At 71.6% G+C, this 26,536-nt stretch carries 19 protein-coding genes and 1 pseudogene; 11 read left to right on the top strand and 9 right to left on the bottom strand.

Annotated features, from left to right (window positions below; translation table 11 throughout):
• Window position 1 precedes the first annotated feature (1 nt).
• Window positions 2-1,849 carry a transketolase gene (locus IE198_RS12610; protein ID WP_189885837.1) on the top strand — a complete coding sequence of 616 codons (1,848 nt, stop codon included), beginning with the start codon at window positions 2-4 and terminating at the stop codon, window positions 1,847-1,849.
• Complete coding sequence (ligD, locus tag IE198_RS12605; RefSeq protein WP_189885836.1) at window positions 1,846-2,766, top strand: non-homologous end-joining DNA ligase; 921 nt, start codon at window positions 1,846-1,848, stop codon at window positions 2,764-2,766. The genes IE198_RS12610 and ligD overlap by 4 nt, the downstream gene beginning before the upstream one ends.
• Before the next feature lie 21 nt (window positions 2,767-2,787).
• Here the strand turns inward: ligD and IE198_RS12600 are convergent, their stop codons facing one another.
• Window positions 2,788-2,958: a hydrophobic protein gene (locus IE198_RS12600; RefSeq protein WP_189885835.1), complete on the bottom strand. Its 171-nt coding sequence runs from the start codon at window positions 2,956-2,958 to the stop codon at window positions 2,788-2,790.
• A gap of 77 nt (window positions 2,959-3,035) precedes the next feature.
• Between IE198_RS12600 and IE198_RS12595 the strand changes: the two genes are divergently transcribed.
• The 4 genes from IE198_RS12595 to IE198_RS12580 all read left to right on the top strand — a co-directional run bounded on the left by IE198_RS12595 (window position 3,036) and on the right by IE198_RS12580 (window position 9,525).
• Window positions 3,036-3,548, top strand: coding sequence for a DUF6328 family protein (locus IE198_RS12595; protein WP_189885834.1), 513 nt, complete (start codon window positions 3,036-3,038; stop codon window positions 3,546-3,548).
• Window positions 3,549-3,664: 116 nt separating this feature from the next.
• On the top strand, window positions 3,665-4,279 hold the full coding sequence (locus tag IE198_RS12590; RefSeq protein WP_189885833.1) for an LAETG motif-containing sortase-dependent surface protein: 615 nt from the start codon (window positions 3,665-3,667) through the stop codon (window positions 4,277-4,279).
• 493 nt (window positions 4,280-4,772) lie between these two features.
• Window positions 4,773-8,228 (top strand): phosphodiester glycosidase family protein, encoded by a 3,456-nt coding sequence (locus IE198_RS12585; protein ID WP_189886048.1) that lies wholly within the window; start codon window positions 4,773-4,775, stop codon window positions 8,226-8,228.
• Window positions 8,229-9,012: 784 nt separating this feature from the next.
• Window positions 9,013-9,525 (top strand): PP2C family protein-serine/threonine phosphatase, encoded by a 513-nt coding sequence (locus IE198_RS12580; RefSeq protein ID WP_373299834.1) that lies wholly within the window; start codon window positions 9,013-9,015, stop codon window positions 9,523-9,525.
• A gap of 37 nt (window positions 9,526-9,562) precedes the next feature.
• Here the strand turns inward: IE198_RS12580 and IE198_RS12575 are convergent, their stop codons facing one another.
• On the bottom strand, window positions 9,563-10,609 hold the full coding sequence (locus IE198_RS12575) for an enoyl-CoA hydratase/isomerase family protein (RefSeq protein ID WP_189885832.1): 1,047 nt from the start codon (window positions 10,607-10,609) through the stop codon (window positions 9,563-9,565).
• A gap of 132 nt (window positions 10,610-10,741) precedes the next feature.
• Here IE198_RS12575 and IE198_RS12570 point away from each other — a divergent pair, with 132 nt between their 5' ends.
• Together IE198_RS12570 and IE198_RS12565 are read left to right on the top strand one after the other, a co-directional pair.
• Window positions 10,742-11,908, top strand: a complete 1,167-nt coding sequence (locus tag IE198_RS12570) for a serine hydrolase domain-containing protein (RefSeq protein ID WP_189885830.1) — start codon at window positions 10,742-10,744, stop codon at window positions 11,906-11,908.
• A 90-nt stretch (window positions 11,909-11,998) separates the two neighbouring features.
• Window positions 11,999-13,177, top strand: coding sequence for an acyl-CoA dehydrogenase family protein (locus IE198_RS12565; protein ID WP_189885828.1), 1,179 nt, complete (start codon window positions 11,999-12,001; stop codon window positions 13,175-13,177).
• A 226-nt stretch (window positions 13,178-13,403) separates the two neighbouring features.
• Here the strand turns inward: IE198_RS12565 and IE198_RS12560 are convergent, their stop codons facing one another.
• A complete protein-coding gene (locus IE198_RS12560; RefSeq protein ID WP_189885826.1) occupies window positions 13,404-14,414 on the bottom strand; it encodes a vWA domain-containing protein in 1,011 nt (336 codons plus the stop codon).
• A gap of 225 nt (window positions 14,415-14,639) precedes the next feature.
• On the opposite strand from IE198_RS12560, the gene IE198_RS12555 reads away from it, so the two are divergent.
• Window positions 14,640-14,861: a hypothetical protein gene (locus tag IE198_RS12555; protein ID WP_189885824.1), complete on the top strand. Its 222-nt coding sequence runs from the start codon at window positions 14,640-14,642 to the stop codon at window positions 14,859-14,861.
• Window positions 14,862-15,097: 236 nt separating this feature from the next.
• Here IE198_RS12555 and IE198_RS12550 read toward each other — a convergent pair whose 3' ends face one another.
• From IE198_RS12550 to IE198_RS12525, 6 genes are all read right to left on the bottom strand, one after another.
• The gene (locus IE198_RS12550) at window positions 15,098-15,415 is read right to left on the bottom strand and encodes a hypothetical protein (RefSeq protein WP_189885823.1); all 318 of its coding nucleotides are present in this window, start codon (window positions 15,413-15,415) and stop codon (window positions 15,098-15,100) included.
• A gap of 92 nt (window positions 15,416-15,507) precedes the next feature.
• The gene (locus tag IE198_RS35125; RefSeq protein ID WP_229833868.1) at window positions 15,508-16,200 is read right to left on the bottom strand and encodes a site-specific integrase; all 693 of its coding nucleotides are present in this window, start codon (window positions 16,198-16,200) and stop codon (window positions 15,508-15,510) included.
• Window positions 16,201-16,751: 551 nt separating this feature from the next.
• Window positions 16,752-18,029: a hypothetical protein gene (locus tag IE198_RS12540; protein ID WP_189885821.1), complete on the bottom strand. Its 1,278-nt coding sequence runs from the start codon at window positions 18,027-18,029 to the stop codon at window positions 16,752-16,754.
• An 81-nt stretch (window positions 18,030-18,110) separates the two neighbouring features.
• Entirely contained in the window at window positions 18,111-19,430 is a 1,320-nt protein-coding gene (locus IE198_RS12535; RefSeq protein ID WP_189885819.1) for a hypothetical protein, read from the bottom strand.
• The gene (locus IE198_RS12530) at window positions 19,427-21,661 is read right to left on the bottom strand and encodes a hypothetical protein (protein ID WP_189885817.1); all 2,235 of its coding nucleotides are present in this window, start codon (window positions 21,659-21,661) and stop codon (window positions 19,427-19,429) included. The genes IE198_RS12535 and IE198_RS12530 overlap by 4 nt, the downstream gene beginning before the upstream one ends.
• Before the next feature lie 105 nt (window positions 21,662-21,766).
• Window positions 21,767-22,627 (bottom strand): hypothetical protein, encoded by an 861-nt coding sequence (locus tag IE198_RS12525; protein WP_189885815.1) that lies wholly within the window; start codon window positions 22,625-22,627, stop codon window positions 21,767-21,769.
• A gap of 731 nt (window positions 22,628-23,358) precedes the next feature.
• On the opposite strand from IE198_RS12525, the pseudogene IE198_RS12520 reads away from it, so the two are divergent.
• Window positions 23,359-24,292, top strand: a pseudogene (locus IE198_RS12520) (oxygenase MpaB family protein).
• Window positions 24,274-26,532: a serine/threonine-protein kinase gene (locus IE198_RS12515; protein ID WP_189885813.1), complete on the top strand. Its 2,259-nt coding sequence runs from the start codon at window positions 24,274-24,276 to the stop codon at window positions 26,530-26,532. The pseudogene IE198_RS12520 and the gene IE198_RS12515 overlap by 19 nt, the downstream one beginning before the upstream one ends.
• The last annotated feature ends 4 nt before the right edge of the window (window positions 26,533-26,536 follow it).

The following is a 26,536-nucleotide window of genomic DNA, read 5'->3' as shown; positions in this document are numbered from 1 at the left end:
GATGCAGGACGAACAACTCGCAGAGCTGGCCCAGCAGTTGCGCGTCGACGCGGTGCGCGCCGCGGACTCGGCAAGCTCCGGCCACCCCACGTCCTCCATGTCCGCGGCAGAACTCGGCGCCGTGCTGCTGGCCCGCCATCTGCGTTACGACTTCGCCCGCCCCGAGCACCCGGGCAACGACCGGTTCGTGCTCTCCAAGGGCCATGCCTCACCCCTGCTGTACGCGATGTACCTGGCGGCCGGAGCCATCGACGAGGAGGAACTGCTCACCTTCCGCAAGATGGGCAGCCGCCTCGAAGGACACCCCACGCCGCGGCTTCCCTGGGTCGACGTCGCCACCGGATCGCTCGGACAGGGACTGCCCGTCGGCGTCGGCATGGCGCTCGCCGGCAAGCGGCTGGACCAGATTCCCTACCGCGTGTGGGTGCTGTCCGGCGACAGCGAGATGGCGGAGGGCTCCGTCTGGGAGGCCGTCGAGCACGCGTCGTACGAACGGCTGGACAACCTGACGCTGCTGCTCGACGTGAACCGGCTCGGCCAGCGCGGGCCCACCCGCTTCGGCTGGGACCTGGACGCCTACGCCCGCCGGCTGCGGGCGCACGGCTGGCACACTGTCGAGATCGACGGACACGACGTCAGGGCCGTCGACGACGCCCTCTCCGAGGCCGCCGCCACCGTCGGCCGCCCCACCGCGGTCGTCGCCCGCACAGAGAAGGGGCGCGGTGTGACCGCCGTGCAGGACCAGGAGGGCAAACACGGCAAGCCGCTGTCCGACGCCGAGGACGCGATCAGGGAGCTCGGCGGCGTGCGCACCGCCCGCATCGAGGTCCAGCCGCCGCCCGCGGCCCGCGTGCTGCACGCCCGCCGCAGCGGCGGACTGACCCTGCCCGTGTACGGGACCGACGACGAGGTCGCCACCCGCACCGCGTACGGCGAGGCCCTCGCCGCCCTCGGTGCCGCACGCACGGACGTCGTGGCGCTCGACGCAGAGGTGGGCGACTCGACCCGTACCGAGTACTTCGCCAAGGAGCACCCGGGCCGCAATTTCCAGTGCTACATCGCCGAACAGCAGATGGTGGCCGCGGCCGTGGGCATGTACGCACGGGGCTATGTGCCCTTCGCCTCGTCGTTCGCCGCGTTCCTCACCCGTGCGCACGACTTCGTACGGATGGCGGCGGTCAGCCGTGCCTCCGTGAACCTCGTCGGCTCCCACGCCGGCGTCGCCATCGGACAGGACGGGCCCTCCCAGATGGGCCTCGAGGACCTGGCGATGTTCCGCTCCGTGCCCGGCAGCACCGTCCTGTACCCGTGCGACGCCAACCAGACGGCCCGGCTCGTAGCCGCCATGGCCGACCTGCGGGGCATCAGCTATCTGCGTACGAGCCGCGCCGACATGCCGGTGCTCTACGGCGCCGACGAGGACTTCCCGGTCGGCGGCTCCAAGGTGCTGCGCTCCTCCCACCGCGACCGCGTGTGCGTCGTGGCGGCCGGCGTGACCGTCCACGAATCGCTGGCCGCCGCCGTCCTGTTGGAACGCGAAGGCATCCCGGTGCGCGTCGTCGACCTCTACTCGGTCAAGCCGGTCGACGCGGGCACCCTGCAGCATGCGGCCGACGACACCGGCTGTCTGCTGACCGTGGAGGACCACCGCACCGAGGGCGGCCTCGGCGACGCGGTGGCCGAGGCGTTCTCCGACGGCCGCCCCATGCCCCGGCTGGTGCGGCTCGGGGTGCGCAACATCCCCGCCTCCGCCGAGCCGAAGGAGCAGCTGCACACGTCGGGCATCGACGCCGAATCGATCGCGGCCGCCGTGCGTCTGCTCGTCGCCGAAGCCATGGTGCACCCGTGAACGATCGGCGGACGCACAGCGTACGGGCGGGCGGGCGGACCGTCCGTATCCAGCGGCCGGGCAAGGTGCTCTTCCCCGACGACGGGATCACCAAGGCGGACCTGGCCGACTACTACCGGGCGATCGCGCCCCACATGCTGCCCCATCTGCGCGGCCGGCCGCTGATGCTCGAGCGGCACCCCGACGGCATCGACGGCCCCCGCTTCATGCAGAAGAACACCCCGGACACCTACCCGGACTGGGTGCACAGGGTCGAGGTCGACAAGGCCGACGGCACCGTGTGCCACACGGTGTGCGACAACACCGCCACCCTGATGCACCTCGTCGACCAGGCGTGCATCACCTTCCACCGCTGGCAGTCACGCACCGGCCGCCTGGAGCGGCCCGACCGGCTGGTGTTCGACCTCGACCCCCCGGGAGACTCGGCGGAGGATTTCGAGACGGTACGCCGGGCCGCGCGGCAGCTCGGCGAACTCCTCGACGACCTGCGGCTCACACCAGTACTGATGACCACCGGTTCCCGCGGACTCCATGTGATCGTCCCGCTTGCGGGCGACAGGGACTTCGACGGAACGCGTTCCTTCGCCCAGGAGGTCGCGGACACCCTTGCGGCGCGGGACCCGGACCGGCTGACCACCGCGGTGCGCAAACAGGCCCGCGGCGACCGCCTCTACGTGGACGTGCAGCGCAACGGGTACGCGCAGACGGCGGTGGCCCCCTACTCGGTGCGCGCCAGGCCCGGGGCGCCGGTGGCCACCCCCATCAGCTGGGACCAGCTGATGGACCCGGACGTGGGACCGCGGCGCTGGACCGTGGCCGACGCCCTCGACCAGGCCGGTACCCGGCCGTGGGGCGACGCGCTCGGCGGCCGGCGGGCACTGGGCCCGGCCGGCCGCCGGCTTGCCGCCCTGCGATAGGAGCGGCCTCTCGTCACTCGTCTACCACCTGTACCAGCGGGAGCGCCCGCCGCCTGCCGTCGTGCCGCGCATGACGAAGCCCAGCAGCCAGATCACCAGAACGGCGAGGGCTATCCACCAAAGGGCCTTCACCGCGAAACCGACTCCGAAAAGAAGGACCGCGAGAAGGAGAACGAGCAGGATAGGAACCATTGTCTGCACCTCCGTACCGGCGGGTGCCCGTATTTTCCTGCCGCACACACGCCCGATGGGAATGGAGTCTGAGTGTGATGGACCGGAACAGGGGAAATGGCGACGGAAAGGGAAACGGCGGACCCGGACGCGACGAGACCGAGGAGGAAAGGGCCGACCGGAAGTGGGCCGACCTGGTCCAGGAATTGCGGGTGGCGCAGACCGGGGTGCAGATCCTCTTCGGATTCCTGTTGACCGTCGCGTTTCAGCCACGCTTCGAAGAACTGTCCCGGACGGACCAGACGATCTACTCCGTGACCGTGATACTCGGCGCCGCCACAACCGGGGTGCTCGTCGGCCCGGTCGCGTTCCACCGCATGCTCACCGGTCGGCGGCTCAAGCCGGAGACGGTCTCCTGGGCCTCCCGCCTCACCATGCTGGGACTGGTGCTGCTGCTGTGCACCATGGCGTTCGCGCTGCTGCTGATCCTGCGCGTCGTCCTCGACGACACCATCGCGCTGTGGCTCGTCGTCGCCATGGTGGTGTGGTTCGTGGTGTGCTGGTTCGTTCTGCCCGCCTGGACCCGTGCCACCCGCCGCGGCCTGGACTGACGCTTTTTCAGCCGCCCAATGCGTAAAGGGGGTCTGTCGATTGCGAAGCCGCGCGGCCCTGGCGGTACTGTGCGCGCACCGCCGGACCGAAGACCGCGGTAATTGTGGAGGAATCAGTGACCGAGATCAGAAGAACGTGGCGGCGTACCGGAGCGCTCATAGCCGTCGCGTCGGCCGGCGCGTTCGGCGTCGGCCTTTCGGCCGCACCGGCCCTCGCGCACACGCCGGTGTGGTCGGTGACCTGTGACCAGGTCAGTGTCGACCTGACCGCATACAGCCCCACGCAGGACAACACCGTGACGATCACGGTGGACGGCAAGGACCTGCTGCCGACGAAGACCTTCAAGAAGGAGTTCCACGACCAACTCGGACTCCCCGCGCACGACAAGGAGGTCACCGTCCGCCTGATCGTCAAGGCCGGCGACGGCGACCAGTTCTCGCGCGACGAGACCCGGACCGCGCCGGTCTGCGACGACGACACCCCGAGCCCGTCGACGACGCCCCCCTCGCCTACGCCGAGCGTGTCCTCGCCCGCCCCCAGCCCCACGCCGAGCACCGGCGCCCCCGCGACGCCCTCGGCCGAGCCGAGCACCGGCGCGCCCGGCGGCGGCCTGGCCGAGACCGGCGGCTCCAGCGCCACCCCGCTGATCGCCGGGGCGGCCGCCGTGGTGATCCTGGCCGGCGGCGGCATCATGTGGGCCGCGCGCAAGCGCCGCAGCGCCCAGCACTGACCCGGCGGGGGCGGGCGGGCCACTCGGCCCGTCCGCCCCTTCGTCGTACGACGTCAGGTGCAGGCGGCGGCCCGCTGATGTACCGGCACACCATCCTGTGGTCCCGTCGACGGGCACGTGTGACCTCGCCGTCGAAGTCGACCCTCTCGTCCCGAAGTCCACGCAGACGGCCCGCATGCCCCCTCGCGTCCGCAAAGTGCTGTCGAGCACCTCGACGTCCGTAAACCCGCATCGACTGGCCAAAGGGCTCACCGCCGTCGGTGGCAGAGGCTGGTGCGCCGAACAGGGGAAGCCCTGCTCCGGGCGATGGTTGACGCTCCATCAGGACGCCGGTGTCACGCGAACGCCAGGCGCCACATGTGTTCTCCCGTCCGTCACTCCCACACTCTGGCGCGATTCTCCGGGCCCGGCGATGCTGTCCGCCGACAGCGCTTACTGCGTGCTCAACCAGCCAACTCCAGGAGATGTTGTGGGCCTTGGCAGAGCAGGACACATGGTGGTGCTGGCCGCGACGCTGACCGCACTCGCGGTGGGCGCCACCGCTCCCGCGGTCGCCGATCCCCCACCACCACCGCCACGGGAGTCGGCCGGGACACTGCGGCCCGTCGCGCCACCGCCGGCCAGCGACCCCGGCGGAAGCCAGGCCGCCGTCGCCGACCAGGACGGCATCGAGACCGCCCGCAACTCCCGGCCCGTCGCACCCGGCGTCGAGCTCACCTCGTACGACCGGCTCGAGGCCGACAAGTGGCTGCGTGTCGACGCGCTCTCCGTCGACCTCGGTGGCAGCGGCATACAGGCCGACTACCTGTCGTCCGGCAGGGTCACGGGCCGGGGCACCGTCTCCGAACTTGCCGCCCGCCACGATCCCGGCAAGGGCCGTCGTACCGTCGCCGCCGTCAACGCCGACTTCTTCGACATCAACCAGACCGGTGCACCACAGGGGGCCGGCATCAAGGACGGCCGGATCACCCACTCACCCGCCCCGGGGGCCCACCGTGCCGTCGGCATCGGCCCCGAAGGCGCGGGCCGCGTGCTGCAGCTGTACTTCGACGGCACGTTGAGCGTGCCCGTCGGGGAGCACCGGCTCGGCGCCTACAACGCCGCCAACGTGCCCGCCGGCGGCATCGGCGCGTACACCTCCGCCTGGGGCGAGGCGGACCGTGCGCTCACCGTCGACGCCGCCACGCCCGTCGCGGAGGCCGTCGTCCGCGACGGCAAGGTCGTCACCGTCGCCGACCGGCCGGGCACCGGAGCCGTGCCCGCCGACACCACCGTGCTCGTGGGGCGTGAGGCCGGGGCCGCCGTCCTGTCGGCGCTGAAGCCCGGTGAGCCGGTGAAGATCGAGTACCGGCCCCGGACCGACAGCGGCCCCGTGCCGCGCACGGCCGTCGGCGGCCGTGAACTCCTCGTCGCCGACGGCGTACCGCAGAACCACGACGGCGCCGGCAACAACACCACCGCACCGCGTACCGCCGTCGGCTTCTCCGAGGACGGCCGCACGATGCAGATCATCACCGTCGACGGCCGTCAGGCCGACAGCGGCGGTGTCACCCTCACCGAACTCGGTCTGATGATGAAGAAGGCCGGCGCGCACAACGCGCTCAACCTCGACGGCGGCGGTTCCTCCACCCTTGTCGCCCGCGACGTCGGCAGCGATGCGCTCCAAGTGGAGAACAGCCCCTCCGACGGCAGCGAGCGCGAGGTCCCCAATGGCCTTGCCCTGACCGCCCCCGACGGCAGCGGGCAACTGCACGGCTACTGGGTGGAGACCGCCGTGCCGGCGCTGTCCGCGCCCACCGCCGACCCGGTCGTCGGCGGCCACCCGGAGCGTGTGTTCCCCGGACTGACCCGCAGGCTCACCGCCGCCGGCTACGACGAGACCTACGGGCCCGCCGCGGGCGAGCCGCACTGGCGGTCCTTGCGTCCCTCCGTCGGCCGGGTCGACGAAGACGGCGTCTTCCGCGCCCGGCGCAGCGGCACCACCGACGTCCGCGCCGAACGGGCCGCCGCCCACGGCGACATCCGCCTCACCGTGCTCGACGACCTGGCCCGCATCGAACCGACCACCCGCCGGGTCTCCCTCTCGGACCCGGGCGCCGTCGGTACCTTCGGCATCCTCGGCCATGACGCCCAGGGCAGCAGCGCGCCGATCGAACCCGCCGACGTACGGCTCGACTACGACCCCGACCTGTTCGACGTCCGCGACGACGGCAGCGGCTCGTTCACCGTCGCCGCGCGCACCGGCGGCAGCACGGCCGGGCTGATCAGCGCGAGGGTCGGCGGCGTGACCACCGTGGTCGCCGTCAGTGTCGGCCTCGCCGAACAGGGCGTCACCGGCTTCGACGACGCCGCGTCCTGGACCTTCACCCAGGCCCGGGCGAGCGGATCCGTGGCGGCCACACCGGACGGACACGGCGGCACCGGCCTCGAACTCTCCTACGACTTCACCAAGTCGACCGCGACCAGGGCCGCCTACGCCAATCCGCCGCAGCGGATCGCCGTCGCCGGACAGCCGCAGTCCTTCACGCTCTGGATCAAGGGCGACGGCAACGGTGCCTGGCCCACCCTGCACCTCAAGGACGCCGCCGGCTCCGACCAGTTGCTGCGCGGCCCGTACATCACCTGGACCGGCTGGCAGCAGGTGAAGTTCGCCGTCCCGCAGGGCGCGGCGACGCCGCTGTCCGTCCACCGGTTCTATCTCGCGGAGACCGCCGCCAACCGGCAGTACACCGGGCGGATCGTGATCGACGGGCTCGACGCGCAGGTGCCGCCGGCAGTCGACCTGCCCGACATGCCGCCCGTCGCCGACCCGCTGATCGACCCGGCGGCCGTGACCGAGCGGCGCGACTGGGAGTTCGCCGTGATGTCCGACGCACAGTTCGTAGCCCGCGCCCCCGACAGCCCGATCGTCGCGCAGGCACGCCGCACGCTCCGCGAGATCAAGGCCGCCGGCCCCGACTTCCTGGTCGTCAACGGCGACCTCGTCGACGAGGGCTCCCCGGACGATCTGGCGTTCGCCCGCCAAGTGCTCACCGAGGAGCTGGGGGACGAACTGCCCTGGTACTACGTGCCCGGCAACCACGAGGTGATGGGTGGAAGGATCGACAACTTCGTCGCCGAGTTCGGCCCCGCGCAGCGCACGTTCGACCACCGGGGCACCCGCTTCATCACCCTGGACACCTCCAGCCTGACCCTGCGCGGCGGCGGCCTCGCCCAGATCGAGGAACTCCGGGCACAGCTGGATGCGGCCGCCGCCGACCCCCTCATCGGCTCCGTCATGGTCATCGAGCACGTCCCGCCGCGCGATCCGACCGTGCAGCAGGGGAGCCGGCTCGGCGACCGCAAGGAGGCGGCGCTGATCGAGGACTGGCTGGCGGAGTTCCGCCGTACGACCGGCAAGGGCGCGGGGCTGATCGGCAGCCATGTCGGTGTCTTTCACGCCGCGCACGTCGACGGCGTCCCGTACCTCGTGAACGGCAACTCCGGCAAGGCGCCGTCCGGACCCGCCGGCGAAGGAGGCTTCACCGGCTGGTCGCTCGTCGGCGTCGACGACGTCTCGCACGCCGAGCGGGCGGCCGCCCGACGGGCACCGTGGGAGGCACGGCCCGACTGGGTCTCCGTCCAGACCCGGGCCCATGTCGACACGCTGGAACTGCAGTCGCCGGTCGTCCTGCGGCCCGGCGACACCGGCGAGGCGAAGGCGACGGTCGTCCAGGGCGCGCGCCGGGTCCCGGTGACCTTCCCCGTCAGCGCGGACTGGTCCGGCTCGCCGAACCTCCACATCGGTGCCGCGGACGACGCGCGGGGCCGCCATGTGGCGTCCTTCGACCCGAGGACAGGCCGCCTCTCGGCGCTGCGCGCCGGCACGTTCACGCTGGCGGTGACGGTCAACGGCACGACACGAGGGGTCCGCGCGAATGTGGTGACGATGCGCGACAAGGCCGCGTAGGCCGCCTGCGGCGGCTCGGACCGGGCGACGCTTGCCCGCATCCGCCCGGCCCCTTCGCCGGGCGGGTGCCCGGGGCGGCTGCGCGCCCGTTCCACCGGGTCCCGGCTGGGCCGGGGTCCGTGTGTGGCCTGGGCCCGGGTGGCCGGTCGGTGAGCCAGGCGGTGCCCGGGGCGGCTTGGGGTCCGTTCCAGACGGCCCCGGCTGGGCCGGGCGCAGCAGGTTCCCCCGGGGGCGGCCCGGTCCGTGTGGGCGGCCGGGCCCCGGGGCGGCCATGCGCTTTCGGGTGTGGCCGCGGCCCGTGTGCCAGGTTGGTTGCCGGGGCGGCCTGGGGGCCGCTCGCCACGCTGGGCGCCGGGACGGGCCGGGGTCCGTGTGCGTCGCCGGGGTCCTGGGGACGGCCGGGTCGCCGGGCCGGCCGCGCTTTCGGGCGTGGCGGGGTCCAGGGCGGCCCGGGCCCGCGGCTGAGGCGTCACTCGCAAGTGGACTGGGCGGAGCCCTGGTTGCCGGGGGCCGGGGCGTCGGGGGTCTGGGGCGGAGCCCCGGTTTCGGGAAGGGGCGGGGAGGGCGGATTTCCCCACCCCGCCGGCCCCGAACGGGAAGCGGACGCCGCCCGAAACAGTCGGGCCGGCACGGGTCGTGCCCAACGGCCCGACTCGCCCCGGAGGCGCTGCGAGCAGCCCTCGCCGAGCCACGCCCTGCGGGCGCCGCAGGCCCCCGGGCCCGCCGTGCGGGACACCTCGGCAGCGGGCAGCCTTGGTCGTGGGCTCTGTGAGGAGGTGGTCGCGTGTCCGATCGGCGCTCCTCCCGGCCCACGCCGCCAGGCGGCGGCGACGGCGGTGACGGTTCCCACCCCCTCCTGTCGCTCGCCCTCGCCGGGATGCTGGACGACGTCCAGGCCCATTCCGGCGCCGTCTACCTGCTCTCAGAGACCGAGCCGGTCCTCGAAATGGCCGTCATGGCCGGCCTGCCCCGTGCAGGCCATCCGCAGCCGCTGCTGCGCGATCCGGACGGCCGCGTCCACGTCCTCGATCTCGCCGGCGGCCCCCTGCTGGGCATCGATGCCCCCACGACCGCGGTGCCGCTGCCGACGGGATCGGTGCTGGTGCTCTACACGGACGGGCTGATCGAGGCCCCGGGCGTCGACCTCGACGACGCGCTCGCCGAACTCGCGGGGCGGCTCGAACGGGGCACCGACCAGCCGCTGGAGGTGCTGGCGGACAGCCTGATCGGCGACTGCACGACGACGCCGAACCGCGGTGACGACATGGCGGTGCTGCTGCTGCGTCCGCAGCGCTGACGGACCCGATGGGGGTTCGTGCGGGCGGGGTGTCGGTTCAGTCGGTGAGGCCGAGGCCCGGCTCGCCCGGCGGGAGAGGGGCGAAGCGGGCCGCCACCTCCGCGTCGGAGACCGCGTCGAGCCGCGCGGGCGACCACCGTGGCCTGCGGTCCTTGTCGACGACCTGGGCGCGGATGCCCTCGGCGAGGTCCGGGGTGGCCAGCGTGGCGCAGGAGACGCGGAACTCCTGTTCCAGGACGGGCTCCAGCCGGCCCAGCGTCCGCGCCCGCCGGATCGCGGCGAGCGTCACCTTCACGGACGTGGGGGACCTCGTCAGGATCGTCTCCGCGGCTTCCTTGGCCGCGGGCTCCCCGCAGGCCGTCAGGCGCTCGACGATCTCCTCCGCCGAATCGGCGGCGTAGCAGTGGTCGATCCAGCCGCGGTGGGCGGCCAACTCCCCCTCGGGCGCGGGCGCTTCGTGGCGCCGAACCGCTTCGGCAGGGGCCGCCGAGGTGAGGGCGGCCGTGAGGCCGGTGAGTCGCTCGGACGGTACGAAGTGGTCGGCGAGCCCGAGCAGCAGCGCGTCGCCCGCGCCGACCGCATCGCCGGTGAGCGCCAGGTGGGTGCCCAGTTCGCCGGGTGCGTGCGCCAGCAGATGGGTGCCGCCCACGTCCGGCACGAAGCCGATCCCCGTCTCCGGCATGGCGACCCGGGAGCGTTCCGTCACGACCCGGACGCTGCCGTGGGCGGACACGCCGACGCCGCCGCCCATCACGATGCCGTCCATGAGGGCGACGTACGGCTTCCGGTAGCGGGCGATACGGGCGTTGAGCCGGTACTCGTCGCGCCAGAAGGCGACCGATGCGCGCCCGCCGGCGCGCGCGTCGTCGTGGATGGCGCGTATGTCGCCGCCTGCGCAGAGCCCGCGCTCACCGGCCCCGGCGATGACCACCGCGTCGATGTCGTCGTCGCGTTCCCATGCGTCGAGCGCCGCGTCGACGGCGCGCACCATCGGGTGGGTGAGCGCGTTGATGGCCCGCGGACGGTTGAGCGTGATGTGTCCGGTGCGGCCTTCGGTGCGCAGCACTATGGCGTCGTCGGCCATCGATTCGTCCTTCCGGGATCGGGATCTTGCCGTTCCATCCTCGCTCACGGGTGGACGGGTGCCGCACGCCCCCTTCCCTTGCTGTCCGACCAGTCGGTATGTTCCGCGCAGGGCGAGGTGACGGAGGCGGACATGGCGGGGCGATCCATCAACATCGAAGGCCGCTGCGACGAGCGTTTCTCGGCGGTGCGGGCCGCCTTCGAGGACAACTTCCACGAGCGGGGTGAGCTCGGCGCCGCCGTGACCGTGCTCGTCGGCGGGGAGAAGGTCGTCGACCTGTGGGGCGGCTGGGCGGACCGCGGGCGGACCCGGCCGTGGCAGAGCGACACACTGGTGAACGTCTGGTCCACGACCAAGGGCCCGACCGCCCTGTGCGCCCATGTGCTCGCCGACCGCGGGCTGCTCGACCTGGACGCGCCGGTCGCGGACTACTGGCCCGAGTTCGCCGCGGCGGGCAAGAAGGCCGTCCTGGTACGCCATCTGCTCTCGCACCGGGCGGGCCTGGCGGGGCTGCGTGAACCACACTCGCTCGAGGAGCTCTACGACTGGGAGCTGACCTGTGCACGTCTGGCGGCCACCGAGCCGTGGTGGGAGCCGGGCACCCGCTCCGGGTACCACGCCATCACCTACGGCCACCTCGTCGGTGAGGTCGTGCGCCGGGTGAGCGGGCAACTGCCGGGTGAGTTCCTGCGGCAGGAGATCACCGGACCGCTCGGGATCGACTTCACCATCGGCCTGCCGGAGGCCGAGGCCGGGCGGGTCGCCGAGCTGGTGCATCCGTCGATCCCGCAGAGCAGCGAACAGGCCGCCGCCTTCGCCCAGTTGGAGCCCGTCGCACTCGCCGCCCTGGTCAACCCGGTCACCGGCGCGGCCGCGGCCAACTCGGCCGCCTGGCGCGCCGCCGAGATCCCCGCCGCCAACGGCCACGGCACCGCCCGCGCGGTCGCCTCGCTGTACGGCGTCCTCGCCGGCCGCGGGCAGCTCGACGGACACCGGGTGCTGACGGAGCAGGCCGTGGAGCGTCTGCGCGAGGGTCAGGGCACCTGCCGCGACCTGGTCCTCGGCGCCGGCTTCGCGCACGACACGGAGGTCGGTCTCGGCCTGTGGCTGAGCGGCAGGAACGGCTCGTACGGGCCCAACCCGAAAGCGGTCGGCCACGACGGCTTCGGCGGCTCGTGCGGGCTGTCCGACCCGGAGGCCGGAATCGCCATGGGGTACGTGATGAACCGCATGGGCCCGCACATCGCCGACGACCCGCGCAAGATGGCCCTCGTCGACGCCGTGTACGCCTCGCTGTAGCGGCCCCGCACGCCCCTTCCGGTTTACTGCAACACGTTCTACTGTGTGCGCCGCCGCGCAAGGGACGGACCGCGAGAGCCTGGAGGGGCCGTGCACCTTCGATACACGCCGCAGCAGGAGCAGTTGCGCACCGAACTGCGCACGTACTTCGCGGGGCTCGTCCCCGACAACGCCTACGCGCGGTACGCGGAGCCGGCCGCCCGCAAACGCTTCTACCGCGAGACGATCCGGCGGCTCGGCTCGGACGGCTGGCTCGGGGTCGGCTGGCCCGAGCAGTACGGCGGCCGTGGCCTCACCCCGATGGAACAGTTCATCTTCTTCGACGAGGCCGCCCAGGCCGGGGTGCCGCTGCCGCTGATGGCGCTCAACACGGTCGGGCCGACGATCATGCAGTTCGGCACCGACGAACAGAAGGCGTACTTCCTGCCGAAGATCCTCTCCGGCGAGATCGACTTCGCCATCGGCTACAGCGAACCCGACGCCGGCACCGACCTCGCCTCCCTCAAGACCCGGGCCGTACGGGACGGCGACGCGTACGTCGTCAACGGGCAGAAGATCTGGACCACCAACGGCGACACCGCCGACTGGGTCTGGCTCGCGGTCCGCACCGACCCGGACGCCCCGCCCCACAAGGGCATCACCATGCTCCTCGTACCGACGTCCGCCCCCGGCTACTCCTGCACCCTCATCAACACGCTCGCCTCCCACGACACCACTGCCGGCTACTACGAGAACGTCCGCGTCCCGCTCACGCACCGGGTCGGGGAGGAGAACAAGGGCTGGCGGCTGATCACCAACCAGCTCAACCACGAGCGGGTCACCCTCGCCGCCCACGGCACCATGGCGATCCGTGCCCTGCGCGACGTCCAGCGCTGGGCCGCCGACACCGAACTGGCCGACGGCCGCCGGGTGATCGACCTCGGCTGGGTACGGGGCCGGCTCGCCCGCACCCACAGTCGCCTCGAAGCGATGAAACTGCTCAACTGGCAGATGGTGAACGCCGTCCAGGACGGCACCCTCACCCCGCAGGACGCCTCCGCGGTCAAGGTCTACGGCTCCGAGGCGAGGCGGGACGCCTACGCCTGGCTGATGGAGATCGTCGGCGCGGCGGGGGCGCTGAAGGAGGGCTCCGCCGGGGCGGTCCTCGGCGGCGAACTGGAACGCGGCTACCGCTCCGCCGTGATCTTCACCTTCGGCGGCGGCAACAACGAGATCCAGCGCGAGATCATCTCCTGGATCGGACTGGGGATGCCGCGGGTACGACGCTGACATGATCGGGTGCCATTGACGAACGTGTCACGGATCCTGCCGGCTTATTCCGGTCGTGAGTAGTTGGCGTACAGAAAGTGCCGGTGAGAACGATCATGGCCTCCGGCTCCCCGGCGTTCAGGGAACCGCCTTCGATTCGCAGGCTGTCGGGCGTACGGTGTCCTGGCTGATCGGCCTGCTCATACCCCGTACCGATGTGGCCAGGGCAGTCACGGCCCGAAGGCGGTCACCACACGTCGTCATCATCTGCGGCCCACGGCTCGGCCACGGTCTCCGCCGCCCAGCGAATGGCCGCAGCGACTTGACGAGGGGCAGCGCCGGCGTCGATCGGCCTCAACCCGGTGTTGCTCAGGAACTCCTCGAGCACACCGCGGTCGGCGTCGGCGCCGACCGGGATGGCGATGCGGACCGCTTGGCTGCCCCATGGAGTGGCAGCCAGCTCGCGCAGCCCGGAGCGCCAGTCGTCCGTCGGCTGCGTGCCGGACACCAAGGCCAGCACCGGTGGCGGCGCCTGTTGGGGCATCGGTGGAACGTGCAGGGCGCTGGCGGCCAGCCGGAAGGCTGCGCCCATGTCGCAGGCCCCATCGCCGCCACTGTCATCGGCGTAGACATCGCGCCAGATCGCGAGGTCGATGTCGACCGGCCCTTCCATGTGCCACCGAGCGCCAGCGCTGAACATCCCCGCCCGCATCTCCAGCCCCACGGTGGGGTGCATCTTCGCGACCTCGCGCATCTCCACGATGGCCTCCCTCATGGCGTAGTTCAGCTGTGCAGCCTTCTCCCCGCTCATCGAGTGCGAGCAGTCGAGCAGCCAGATGACGTGCACCGGGTGGTCCGTCCGGCCGCTGGAGGGGTCGTACCCCGGTGCGCTCAGCATGCCGTCCGCTGGTGAGGCTGTGGGCTTGCGGCGTTTGGGTCGCGCGAGCGTGATCTGTACCCAGCGGGTGCGCCATTGGTTGAGTTCGGGTGCCCTGCGCCCAGGTGGGGTGCAGTCATCGCCGTACTGATCCCAGGACATGAGGGACCGAACGAGCCACATCAGCTTGTCCAGGCCTACATACCTGCCGTTGAAGGCAGCACTCTGAGTGGCGATCGGCAGTGACGCCTTCTCCTGAGTGAACAGCTTCGACGCGCGTTCCTCGATGGCGCGCAGGGACGGATTGCCCCGCTCGATCCGCAGACGGCTCAGATGGCTTGCCTGTTCCTCCAGCAGAGCCTCATACGTGCCTTCGGCCACCACACTCTTCCCCCGTGCCGTTCCCGCCCCGCGCCGTTACGGGAGGTTAACGCTCCATGGACCGAACAGCACCGAACTTTGGTGAAAGGCTTCCTGGTTGAGGAAACATGGCAGATGTTCGGGCGAACACCACCGCCGTGCAGCCTTGCGGGTCAGCTGATCGGGTTTCTGCAGATGCGTTCCATCGGTGCAGGCCACAGCCCTTCTAGGGGTCAGAGTCGGGGCATGACCACTACCCAGAATCCCCAGCAGCCGGCCTCGCCGGGCCCCGCTGGGGAGCCGTTCCTGTCCACGCACACCGCCGTCGTGCTGCTCACCGCGGCCATGATCGGGTTCGTCATCGGCGGGCTCACTGTGTTCACCGGCGCCCCCGTGGCTGCCGCCATCATCGCCGGGATCACCAGCGCCGGTGTGTGTATCCCCGTCCTTCGCGCCCTCATCCAGTAACGGCCCTGCTGCGCTGACTTCGGGACAGCACCGAGGCCCCGGCGCTCTGCCGGGGCCTCGGTGCTGTCGGAGATTCCCGAGCGTCCAGCGCCCGTTGGGCCGGATATGGCGCCAGGGATCGCACAGGGTGCGGATCCAGCGCCCGCCTGAAGGCCCCGAGCGACCTCGGCCTCGGCTACCTCACCCTCGGCGAGGACACCCCCGCCCTCTCCGGCGGCGAGGCCCAGCGCCTCAAGCTAGCGGAGACCGGCTTCGATCTCGTACTGCCGGATTAGCTCCTGATAGTCGGCAGGGTCCACGTCATGGTGCAAGGTGACGTTCGCCCCCTTGGCGACGGTGGCGATCTCGACCAGCAGCCGGTTGGCCTCTCCCTCGGTGGCGTAGAGCCCGACATTGATCTGCGTCCCGACTGCGGCGGTGGCCCAGGGGACGGGGCAGGGCGGCGCGTGGTCAGGGACCGGGCACAGGATCAACGAGATGACTTCCTGCAACTCCTGCGCGTCCTTGCCTACGGGAACGTGGATCTCGTAGACGCGCCTGCTCTGGACGGTCATAGGAGCCTCCTTCCCCCAGGATACCGGTGGGACAAGGGATGCGCCGCCGGAGATCCCGCCTTTGCGATCTCCGGGCGCGGCGCCCGTGCGGGTCAGCGACGGTAGCTTTCCAGGGTGCGGCAGTGTCGCTTGTAGCTGCCCTTCTCGACGGGGATGTTGCGCTTGGCGGTGTTGACGGCCGCTTGCTCGGTAGGGCCGTTGGCCCATGCGGTGCGCTTGGTGTAGGTGTGGCCGTTGCGGACGATGTCGCACTTGACCTTGGCGTGCCAGTGCTTGCTGATGGCCGGGTCGTGCTGGGCGATGGAGTGGTGCTGAGCGGAGCTGTCCACGGTGGCAGCCGAGGTACCGGAGGTGCCCTTACCGTGCCGGACGTTGAGCTTGCCGAACCGGCCCAGCTCCCACCGGACGTCGTCCAGGTCGAGCATCCGTGCCTCGTTGATCCGCAGTCCTACGTCCGCCGCCGGCCGGGCGACCGCGTAGTTGCGAGCGGCCGGGCCGAACTTGCGGCAGGTCACCAGCTCCTCACGCCATCCGGCGAACAGCTCCTCGATCTCCGCCTCGCTGGGCGGGATCCGCAGTTGCGGTTCCACCGAGGCCCGCGGCCGGTTCATCTCGTCCAGCGGGCACTCCACCACACGGCCGGTGAGGTTGTGCAACTCGACCTTGTGCCGCAGCTCAAGGAACTGGAAGTACACTGCCAGCGCCCCCGCCCGCCCGGTCCGCGTCGAAGGCTTGGCGTCGCGGAGCACCTTGCCGAAGTAGACGTCGGCGCCGGCCGGCTCCATCTCCCACAGCGGACGGCCGAACCAGTCCCGGATCAGCTCCAGGTGGTTGGTGTCGTTGCGGATCGTGCTGTCGACCAGACCGGCCGAGCCCGTGCGAGCACGAACCCCGCCAGGACATCGGTCGCGAACTCGGCGAGTTCCTCCCCGCTCACCGGCGCCCGCTACTCGCGCAGATCGCGTACTACGGCCAGAGCCAACCGACGCCTCCACGACTTCACCCAGACTGAAGGAAGCCCGACAGGGATGAGGGTTGCGTACTACGGGCGAGGTTGGGTCAGAACGGCCTGCGGTCACCCGGACGAGGTAACAGGCCCAGGTCCAGGCACTCTCAGTCGGGCCAGGAACTGGGGAAGAAACGCGGAACTCGGGGACTGTTGCTCACCGATGATGTGACGAGGAATCCTGGTGGGCAGAAAAGACGGCACCACTGGCGCCGCGTACGACGATGTCCCGCCCAACGCGTGCACCACGCACCCGAAGCGCTGACGGCGAGGGTGCGACGGGCTGTGGTCCGACGTGCCCCCGCCGCCGGATCTCTCCGCTGGTGAGCGTCAGATGCGGAGGGTGCCGGGGAATGCCCCGTGGCTGACGTTCGGTGCGGTGAGGGCAAGCCAGCCGTGGCCGCGTACCTCGGTGTGTGGGCCGACCTCGCCGGGGTCGACCGAGAGGTACGCGCAGGCGGATCGGGCGCCCGTGGTGCCCGCGTTGGGCGGGACGCCGTCGTACTCGGGGTCGTAGCCCTCGTCGTCGACCGCGAGGGTCTCCCACGGCAGCGGCTCGCCTTCCCATTCGGGGTCGCTCTCGGCGGCGTACTGGCGGATCACCCGGCCGTTCTCGGCCACGATCCACACGTCGGAGCCGCCGGCGTCGTCCAGGAAGAACAACTGGGCCTGGCCGCAGTGGACGCTGACCCGCTCGACGGTCTCGATCATGTCGTACCAGGGGTCGTCGCCGACCAGCAGGTCGAAGGAGCCGAAGACCAGGCGCCAGCCGTCCAGCTCCGGGGTGACGAAGGCCCGCCCCACGGTGCGGGCGGTGCCGTCCTGCCCGGGCACCCGGATCTCCCTGCCCTCCGACGCCCCGACGCCCGCGGCGACCGTGACGGGCCGCGGGTCGTGCAGGCCCAGGGCCTCGAAGACGCCCTCGTACGACGCTCCGGGCACGGCCATCCACCAGCCACTGAGCGTCGACGACGGCAGCCTCGGCGTCTCGTGCGGGATCTTCACCCGGATCAGCCGCTCGATCGCCGCCCGGTCGCGGTCGTCGAGCGCGTCGACCCCGCCGCCCGCCACCAGCGCCGCCATCGCGCCCCGCCTGGTCCTCGGGGACGCGGCCGAATCGCGGCGCAGGGAGCGCAGCCGCGGTCGGAAGGAGTCGTGCAGCAAGCGGGCGTAGTCGGACGCCTTGTAAGGGACGAGGCCGCTGCGGGCGTAACAGTCCACCAGGGCCCGCAGTCCGGCCTCGGAGTCCGTCCTCAGCCTGACAAGTCCCTGGAAGCCGTTGCCCGACGTGCCGTAGTGCGGATCGGCCGCCAGAGACGCGTACTGGTCGGCGGAGCGCTCGTCGAAGACCCCGAGGAGCCTGCCCGCCTGCCAGTCCGTCACCTCCTTCCGGCGCCACGCCGCCAGGAGGATGTCGAGGGCCGGCGGCCCGATGTATCTCAACACCCGTATGACCGAATTGAGTTCAGCGGTCCGCTGTACTCCGGCCAGACCCTGCAGCAGCGTCGGCACCACGATGTCGGCCTGCGCCGCCAGCCGTGCGGCCGCGGCCTCCACCCGCGCGGCGTCGTCGCTCTCCAGATCCTCGAGAAGGGAATCGATCTTCATGTGGCAGCACAGTAGCCCCGCCCACTGACAACATCGCCGTGGCGGTGCTCGCGGACGAACCAGGGGTTCGCCGTACTGGTGTCACCTGCTCGGATACTGCCCGTACCCCTGTCCGAGGTACGGCGGTGGCGGGGCGTACTGGTGCGCGCGATTTCCTGCCATGGCGAACCAGGCATTCGAGCCCCGCAGGACCAGCAGGACGAAGACCGCGATGTACCCGAGGACCGCGAGGGTCGTGGTCAGGTAGACGGCCTGGTACGCCCACTGGGGGTGGATCTCGGTGAAGCTGGGGAACGGGTCCTGGTACTGCCCTGCACCCATGCTTTCCTTCAGCCGCTGCGACTCCTCTGCGAGCCGGCTCATGGTGGCCTGTGAGGTTGCGGTCAGGAGCCCCCGGCCCGTGGCCAGTGCTGCGAACAGCGCCGTGGCGACGAGTGCCATGATGCGTGCCCGCGGCCGGGGCAGCCGGATGGCGAGTGCCAGGCCGATCATGAGAGCTGCGGCCGCCACCAGGGCCACGACCACGATGGCGGTCGACCCCGCGGCAGTGTCCGGGAGGCGGGGGAAGGCCACGTCGATGCCGTACGGAGCAGTTTGCTTCTCCATGGCCCGCTGGTAGTCGTCGAGCCAGTTCAGTACGGCCTGGTACGTCCGGATCTCCACGACGGCGGCTACGAGGGTGACGACCGCGATGCCCACCAGGACGGCCATGGCCGTGGTGACGGCGACCGGCCGACGTGCGTCCTGGAGCGGCGGCGGCGGCGGATGGTGGGGAGGAGGAGGCGGAGTGCCGGGAGGAGGGGGCAGGTAGGTAGGAGGGGGCGGCTGGTTGGCGTGGGCGGGAGGGTGGCCGGGCGGTGGGGCCGTCGGTGGTGGCGTGAACGGGGGACGCTCACTCTGGCGGGCTGATCGGGCGGCGCGGAAGTACCCGTGGGAAACGGGCAGCGCCAGCAGGGTGACCGCACCGAGCGTCAGCAACAGCATCCCGACGGCCACCACCCGCGTCATGTCGCCGTACCAGGGCACGGAGTCGTAGATGCCGACGGTGAGCAGCGCGACGTTGAAGCAGACGGACAGTGCGCCGACGACCCAGGTCGTCACCCGGGCCCCCTGCCGTCCCCGTCCGTCGAGCAGGGACAGCAGCAGGCAGACGCCGCCGAACACGATCGTGAGCACGGCGAACGCCGTCAGCCCGTACGCGGCCAGGTCCCCTGCCGCGCCGTCGGCGGCTTCCTCGCTCCGATGGTGGCTGAACTCGGGGATGGCGAAGAACGTGCCGACCGAGGAGACCAGGGCCAACGCGGCCACCCCGGCGAACAGGTAGCTCGCCGCGAACACGGCGCCCGGAGGCATCGGGGGCGCCGGTGCCGCCAGTGGCGGTTCCACCCCTGCCGTGGTCACCGGCCGGCCCTTGCCGGTGAGTTCGCTCGGCGGCGCCACAACAGCATGCCGCCCGTCACGAGCCAGGCGGTGAGCGGCACGGCCCCCAGCACGTAGAACAGCGGCTTCGACGTTGCCGGGTCGGGGCCGGCGAAGGCCTCGGCCAGGGGCACGGCGGTGGTCTGACCGCCGAGCCAGACGTCGCGTCCCTCGCCGCTCGGCTCGTGCAGCGCGTTGCGCGCCGTGGCTGTCAGCGCGGGGTGGTCCTTGGCGAACTTGGTCGCGCTCAGCCGGTTCTGGTCGATCTGGCTGAAATCCACTCCGCCGTAGACGTAGGTACGGGTGTATACGACGTTGCCCTCGGTGGTGGTGTGCTTCACCTTGAACTCGCCGTTCTTGTAAGACTGGACGTAGCGGTCGAAGACCTCACGGGGTGTCCATTTCTCCCGGGAGGCCCAGCGGCTGATGTCGCCCTTGCCGATGAGGTCCGAGTACGCGGTGTGCTTGCCGGCGCTGCGCTTGCGGAACCACTCGGCGGCGACCCGGCTGGCGTAGACCCGACGCAGGTCGGCGTACTCGGGCGCGTGGTTCACCGCCTTCTGGATTTGCGGCAGGATCGTCGTGCGGTACACCGACTCGTTGTGCTGAGTGCTGGCCTCGTCCTGCTGTCCGCAGCCGGTGTCGCCGCCGACACCCGGGGTCTCGATGACCTCTGACTCCATCTTCACCAGCAGCGGTGCGTCCAGGATGTACAGCTCGTTGCCGTTGTCGCGGACGGTGGCCGTGTCGGGCACGATCCACTGCCTCATGGAGACGCACTTGGTCTCGCCCCACAGGGAGTCCCAGTACTTCTTGCCTCCCGGGGTGTCGGGGTGGATGAACTTCGCGACCGACTTCTTCATCGCCAGGTCGGCCTCCAGCAGCACCCGCCCGGCGTCGGTCTGGCCGAACTTCTCGTCGATGATCCGGTTGGGCTCGTCCGGATTGAGGTTGACGGTGAAAGCGGACGGCGGCAGCTCCAGCCAGACGAAGAACGAGTCCGAGGCGAGCTGTGCGGCTCGCCGGCCGCCGAAGGACTGCTCGTCGGCCGGCAGGGCGTCGGCCTTGAACGCGTACTGCACGCCGGAGCCGTTGTGGTAGGTGTCGGAGACGTAGCGCAGCTCCAGCGTCGAGAAGTCGACGCCGCCCAGATCCTGGGCCAGGTCGGGGTGGCCGGAGTCCGCGGCGAGTTGCTGGTTGACCTGGCGCAGCTCGGCTGCCTCCTCCGGGGTGTCACCGGAGTCGGCGATCTCCGCCGGGGCCGGGGCCGGGGCCTGATACTGATCCGGGGCGCGCAGGGTGTCGTCGGCGGAGGCACCGCCCCGAGGTCCGCCGCCCTGCGGCCCGCCCTTGGGGGTGCCGCCGCCGTTGGGACCGCTGTCGTCCGGGTCGGCTCCGCCCGGGTCGGCTCCGCCCGGGTCGGCTCCGCCCGGGGCGGTCCCGCCCGGGTCCGTCCCGCCCGGGTTGATCAGCCTCTTCTGCGCCGGCAGCACGGCATACGAAATGCCGGCCTCCTTGAGCAGCTTCTTGGCCTTCTTGCTCGGCTGGTCGGGGAAGAGGTACACCAGTTGCCGGGGGTTGGGCTTGCCCCGCTCGATCTCGAGTAATGCCTTGTCCCGCGCCAGTTCGCCGGCGTCGATGCCTCTACCGGACTTGACCTCGTAGAGCAGGCCGAGTTCCACGTTGGCCAAGTCGTAGTAGCGGTTCGCCTCCGGCACGTGCAACTCGGTCTGCCAGCCGTGGTTGGCACCGAGCTTGAGTCGTTCCACGAGGTGCTTGACGAAGGCCTTGCCCTGGTTGTCGTTGCCTTGATTCGGAATGTACTGCCGGAGCCACTTGTCCCACGGCAGCACGCGGCTCGGCCGCTTGCTCCCCGGATTGCGGTGGTGCTTCGACAACTCCGCGGCCTTCTTCAGCTGATAGTCCTGCCATCGCTTCAGGCAGTGCTCCCACGTCCCCGGCACCTTGGCCTTCGGGCTGAGCATCGCCGCCGCCACCTCGTGGCGCTGCGGCTGCGGTCGGTTGCGCAGCCACTCGGCGGGGTTCTCGTACTCGTACGGCTGCCGCGGTCCGGGCGGGGCCGGACGAGACCCACCCGGCAGGGCGTTCGGATCCGGCGCGGGCCCGTCGAAGCTGGGCAGCGGCACCGGCTTCGGCGCGGCCAGGCCCGAGCCCGGCCAGCCGAACGGCCCGCACAGTGCCGCCAGCGTCACCGCGACCAACCACGCTAAGACTCGTCGACGTCCGTTCACGACCAACTCCCCCGGCAGGCGCAGACGATGACCAGCCTAGCGACACTTGCCCACCGGGAGACAGACTCAGGTGAGTCGTTCGTAGGCGTGACGAAGCACGCCGGGCTCGCGGTCGGCGAGCGCGATCTGAAGCAGCAGGAACGGCACCGCCACCGTCCCTTCCGGGACCAGCTGGTCCAGGAAGGGACGCCCGACGAACATGTTGTCCCCGTCCGGATCACCGGGGTGGTAGCACCACTGCGCGCGCATCGCCGGCCGCAGCACCTCTCCGAGGTACCAGGCGGCGCCCTCGGCGAACTCCGGGTGCGCAGCCAACCCGGCCGGCCGGGAAACCAACTGACGGGCCGCCGCCTCCAGCTCGTCCAAGGACTTTTGGGAGAAGTCCCAGAGTTCGGGCCGCTCCGCGTACGTGGCAAGCCAGGCCGGCAGGGCGGCCGCGTGCTTGGCCAACCACCTGTCCAGGTAGGCCGAGCGGGGGGCGGTCAGCTCACGGTCCAGCCCGGGGGTCGGCTGCTTGCTCGGCGTCCAGCCGGGTGCTGCGGCCTGCTTCTCGGCGACCGCCCGCTCCAGGTCCCGACAGCTCCGGCCGAACTCGTCGCCGTCTCTATGCTGCCGAGCCTGCTCGACCAGCTCCGCCGGGCAGACCGCCGACAGGCTGAGCTCCGGGTCCGGCAACACGACAGGCAGACCACGCCGCTCGTCCCAGGCCCAGCACCCGCCGGCCGCCGACAGCAAAGCTTCGCCCAGGTATCCGGCGACCCGCTCCATGAAGTCGGCCCCGGGCTCGATCCGGGCGACCAGCTCCGCCTCCAGGCGAGCCAGCGACGCCGGTGAGCAGTCCGTCGGCGAGCCGTCCGGCCACTCGAAGTCCACCAGCCCGGCCAGTCGAGGCTGCATACCCTCCAGCCAGTCCTCCAACGGATCCACTGCAACTCCCGCCGGTCGACCCGCGGGGCTCCGCAGGTTCCGAACCCATCGTCCGTCGCGAGCGCCGCCGCGCGCAACGACCCGCCGTCGGGTCCTCAGGCGTCGGCAGCAGTGCGCACTGCTTCGCGCGTCGTCAGGACGCTTCCTCAGGTAATTCGGGCGGTGAAGCGTCGACTCGCCCGGGACGGCCCAGGCTGCGGCGGCGATGCGGTCGACGTCGGTGCGCTCGCCCTGGAGGCGCCCGTATCCGCTGCGACGAGTCCTTTGCCGGAGAGACCTCCACCCCCGAGTGCGCGGCCCTGAACGCTGCCAGCAGCGCGGCCAGTTCGAAGGGCATGGCCGGCCACCCCCGACACGATCCCGAGGGTGACCCGGCCCCGCAGCAGCCCGGTGTCTCGTCCACCGACTGCCGCGCCCCGCCACGGCCGCCAGGGCGGCCCGCGCGTACGGGATGACCGCGCGCCCCACCTCCGTCGGCGTCACCGTCCGCCCGGACCGATCGAGCAGCGGCCGCCCGAGGTCCCGCTCCGGCTTCCGGATCGCGCGCTCAACCCCGGCTGGGACCGGCGGTGGAGCAGTACCTGGAGATGCCGTACCGGATACGGCGTCGCCCCGACTCGCCCGAGGCGCCGCAGAGAGCTCACCTCAACCGGGGTCTCCACCACGCGAACCAGTTGGCATCATCCCTGGTCAGCGGCTTTGCTCTGTGCCATCCAGCGGTCCTGGGCACAATGACCCCTGTGAACGACGCCGACCCCGGACTGTTCGGACCCGACTCCGTGACCTGGAACGTCCACGCCGACCCGGTCATGTGGATTGCGGGCGTGCGCGCCCTCTACCTCCAGGCGCTCCATCCCCGCGCCGTCCGCGGCGTCATGCAGAATCGGACTTCCGCCAGGACGCCTGGGGCCGGCTGATGCGCACCGCGGACTTCGTCGGCACCATCACCTACGGCACCACCGAGGCCGCCGAGAAGGCGGGCGCCCGCGTCCGCCGCATCCACGCACGGCTGAGGGCCACCGACCCCGTCACCGGCGAACCCTACGGCGTCGACGAGCCCGAGCTGCTGCTGTGGGTGCATTGTGCGGAGGTCGCCTCCTACCTCGAGGTGGCCCGCCGCTCCGGGCTTCCGCTCCACGGTGATCTCGCCGACCGCTACTCGACGAGCAGCGCGAAGCGGCCCGCCTGGTAGGCCTCGACCCGGCCGCCGTGCCCGCCACCACCGGGCAGCTGGCCGCCTACTTCGAGCGGGTGCGGCCCGAGCTCGCCGCCGGGCCGGAAGCCCGTGACGTCGACGACTTTCTGCGCCGGCCACCGCTCGCGCCCGCGCTGGTCCCCGTGCGCAAGCTGCTGTGGGGACGGGTCGCCGCGCTCGCCTACGACGCCCTGCCCCCGTACGCCCACGCGCCGTACGGCAGAGGGGCACCGCCGGCGGACCGGGTGACACGCCGCCTGACCGCCACGGGCAACCTGCTGCGCTGCGTCCCCTCCCGTATACGCTGGCAACTACCGCCCGGTCACATTCTGAAAGCGATCGCCCGACTCGGGCCCGGATCGCGCCCGGCCCCGTACAAACTTCGCAGGCGGGCCGCCATACTGGACCGGCCGGGGAGGGCGCAGCACAGCGACGGGGGCGACAGCACGCGATGGCGGAAACCAGGCTGATCCAGGGCCGGTACCGGCTGCTCGATCTCATCGGGCGGGGCGGTATGGGCGAGGTGTGGCGGGCCCGCGACGAATCGCTCGGCCGACAGGTGGCCGTCAAATGCCTGAAGCCGATCGGGTCGCAGCCCGACCGGTCCTTCACCCGGGTCCTGCGGGAACGCTTCCGCCGTGAGGCCCGCGTGGCTGCGGCGCTCCAGCACCGGGGCGTGACCGTCGTCCACGACTTCGGCGAACACGAAGGCGTGCTCTACCTGGTGATGGAGCTGCTCGAGGGCCGCAATCTCAGCCAGCTGCTCGACGACAACAAGCAGCAGCCCCTCCCGGTCGCCGAGGTCGTCGACATCGCCGACCAGATCGCCGACGCCCTCGACTACACGCACGAACAAGGCATCGTGCACCGGGACCTCAAGCCTGCGAACATCATGCGCCTCACCGGCGGTGGGGTGAAGATCTGCGACTTCGGGATCGCGCGACTCGGCGAGGACATCGGCTTCACGTCGAAGCTCACCGGCACCGGCATCGCCATGGGCACCCCGCACTACATGTCACCCGAACAGATCGGCGGCAACCAGGTCGACCACCGCAGCGACCTGTACTCGCTCGGGTGCGTGCTCTACGAACTGGCCACCGGTGCCCCGCCCTTCGACGTCGGCGACACCTGGTCGATCCTCGTCGGCCATCGGGACACGACCCCCCGGCCGCTGCGCGAGCACCGCGACGAGATCCCGGAGTTCCTCGACCTGATGGTGCTCGACCTGCTCGCCAAGACACCCGAGGAGCGGCCCGGTGCCGCGGGCGAACTGCGCCGCCGTATCCATGCCGCGGGCCATGTGCGCCATCGGCCTCCCGTGGTGCCCCTGCAGCGCGAACCCGAGTCGGAGGAGGCGTCACGCGGGGCGTCCCTGCCCTACTGGACACGCGGTATGACCATCGGCCACAGGGCGACCGGTGCGATCGCCGCCCGGTCGGTGCCGCCGGGCCTCGACCACACGGCGGCGCTGACCGGCCTGTGGACCACCCGCCCGGCCCCGCACACCGCCGTCCCGGTCCCGGTACCCGCCCAGGGCCCCGAGCGGACCACCCCGCCGCCCGAACTGCTCGCCGTCCTTGCCACGCGGCACAACGCGGGCCTGAGCCTCGGCCGGCTCGGCCGCTGGGAGGAGGCGGGCGAGGTGCACCGGGCGGTGGCCGCGGAACGCGGGACGCTGCTCGGACCCGACCACCCCGACACCCTCGCCAGCCGCTACGAGGTCGCGTTCAGCCTCAGCCGCACCGGCCGCGCCACGGACGCGCTCGAGGAGTTCGCTCACGTCGCCGCCGGCCGGGAGCGGGCCCTCGGCCCCGACCACCCCGACACGCTCGCCGCCCGCCAGGAGACCGCCTATGTGCTGGGCGGCCTCGGCCGGCACGCCGAGGCCGACCGGCTGTACGCGGCCGTCCTCGAGTCCCGTGAGCGCACCATGGGGGCCGACCACCCGGACACCCTGCGCTGCCGGCACAACCTGGCCTTCAACCTGAGCCGCATGGGACGGATCGAGGACTCCCACCGGATCGCGGAGGACGTCGCCAAGGTCCGTGCCCGGGTCCTCGGCCCGGACCACCCCGACACCCTCGTCACACGCTACGAGGTGGCCTTCGCGCTCGGGCTGATGGGCCGCTGGTCCGAGGCGCTGGCCGGCTACCAGGACGTTGCGGGCGCCCGGGCCCGCGCGCTGGGCCCGGACCACCCGGACACGCTCGCCGCCCGCTACGAGACCGGCATCTGCCTCGGCCGGCTCGGCCGCGGAGCGGAGGCCGTCGACGTCTACCGCGGCCTGGTCGCCGACCGCACCCGGGCCTTCGGCCCCGACGACCCGGAGACCCTGCGCGCCCGCCACGGCCTCGGCGTCAACCTCGGCCGTCTCGGCCGCTGGGACGAGGCACTGGCCGAGGCTCGCGAGGTGGGTGCCCTGCGCGAGCGAGTGCTCGGGCCCGACCACCCCGACACCCTGGTGAGCCGTCGAGAGGTGGCCGTGGCGCTCGGCTGGCTGTCCCGCTGGGCCGACGCCCTGAGCATCTACGAGCAGGTGGCGCAGGCCCGTGAGCGGGTCCTCGGATCCGACCACCCCGACACCCTGTCCAGCCGCAACGACGAGGCGCACTGCCTGGAACAGCTCGGGCGCCACCAGGAGGCGGTCGAGCTGTACCGGCAGGTCGCCGCGCTCCGCCGGACCGTGGCGGAGCAGGCGCCCGGCGGTTAGGGTC

Origin of the sequence: Streptomyces xantholiticus (genome assembly GCF_014651015.1) — a bacterium.
Taxonomy (GTDB): Bacteria; Actinomycetota; Actinomycetes; order Streptomycetales; family Streptomycetaceae; genus Streptomyces; species Streptomyces xantholiticus.
The sequence above is the reverse complement of the archived record's forward strand: the minus strand, read 5'-3'. Positions and strand labels throughout refer to the sequence as shown.

Bases quoted from the DNA above. Each gene is read 5' to 3' on its own strand.
- IE198_RS12610 (WP_189885837.1), top strand. From the start codon at position 2: ATGCAGGACGAACAACTCGCAGAGCTGGCCCAGCAGTTGCGCGTCGAC.
- IE198_RS12600 (WP_189885835.1), bottom strand. From the start codon at position 2,958: ATGGTTCCTATCCTGCTCGTTCTCCTTCTCGCGGTCCTTCTTTTCGGA.
- IE198_RS12595 (WP_189885834.1), top strand. From the start codon at position 3,036: ATGGACCGGAACAGGGGAAATGGCGACGGAAAGGGAAACGGCGGACCC.
- IE198_RS12585 (WP_189886048.1), top strand. From the start codon at position 4,773: ATGGTGGTGCTGGCCGCGACGCTGACCGCACTCGCGGTGGGCGCCACC.
- IE198_RS12575 (WP_189885832.1), bottom strand. From the start codon at position 10,609: ATGGCCGACGACGCCATAGTGCTGCGCACCGAAGGCCGCACCGGACAC.
- IE198_RS12570 (WP_189885830.1), top strand. From the start codon at position 10,742: ATGGCGGGGCGATCCATCAACATCGAAGGCCGCTGCGACGAGCGTTTC.
- IE198_RS12555 (WP_189885824.1), top strand. From the start codon at position 14,640: ATGACCACTACCCAGAATCCCCAGCAGCCGGCCTCGCCGGGCCCCGCT.
- IE198_RS12550 (WP_189885823.1), bottom strand. From the start codon at position 15,415: ATGACCGTCCAGAGCAGGCGCGTCTACGAGATCCACGTTCCCGTAGGC.
- IE198_RS35125 (WP_229833868.1), bottom strand. From the start codon at position 16,200: ATGGAGCCGGCCGGCGCCGACGTCTACTTCGGCAAGGTGCTCCGCGAC.
- IE198_RS12540 (WP_189885821.1), bottom strand. From the start codon at position 18,029: ATGAAGATCGATTCCCTTCTCGAGGATCTGGAGAGCGACGACGCCGCG.
- IE198_RS12515 (WP_189885813.1), top strand. From the start codon at position 24,274: ATGGCGGAAACCAGGCTGATCCAGGGCCGGTACCGGCTGCTCGATCTC.